General features: G+C 56.2%; 1 protein-coding gene. It reads left to right on the top strand.

The genetic code is table 11. The annotated features are described in order from the left end of the window. Positions 1–406, top strand: a 406-nt coding sequence (locus tag F0Q01_RS13740) for a M20/M25/M40 family metallo-hydrolase (protein WP_163927311.1), incomplete at both ends; no start/stop codon positions are given.

Below are 406 nucleotides of genomic sequence, written 5' to 3'. Positions count from 1 at the left end.
GGCGTGGGCAAGGTGAAACGTTAGCCTTTGCCGGGCATACCGACGTGGTGCCGCCTGGCGACGCCGATCGTTGGATCAATCCGCCGTTTGAACCCACCATTCGTGATGGCATGTTATTCGGACGCGGTGCGGCAGATATGAAAGGCTCGCTGGCGGCGATGGTGGTAGCGGCAGAACGCTTTGTCGCACAACATCCCAACCATACGGGGCGACTGGCATTTCTGATCACCTCTGATGAAGAAGCCAGTGCCCACAACGGTACGGTAAAAGTCGTCGAAGCGTTAATGTCGCGTAATGAGCGTCTCGATTACTGCCTGGTCGGCGAACCGTCGAGTATCGAAGTGGTTGGTGATGTGGTGAAAAATGGTCGTCGCGGATCGTTAACCTGCAACCTCACCATTCATGG

It is taken from the genome of Pseudobutyrivibrio xylanivorans (assembly GCF_010906925.1).
Lineage (GTDB): Bacteria > Bacillota > Clostridia > Lachnospirales > Lachnospiraceae > Pseudobutyrivibrio.
The sequence above is the reverse complement of the archived record's forward strand: the minus strand, read 5'-3'. Positions and strand labels throughout refer to the sequence as shown.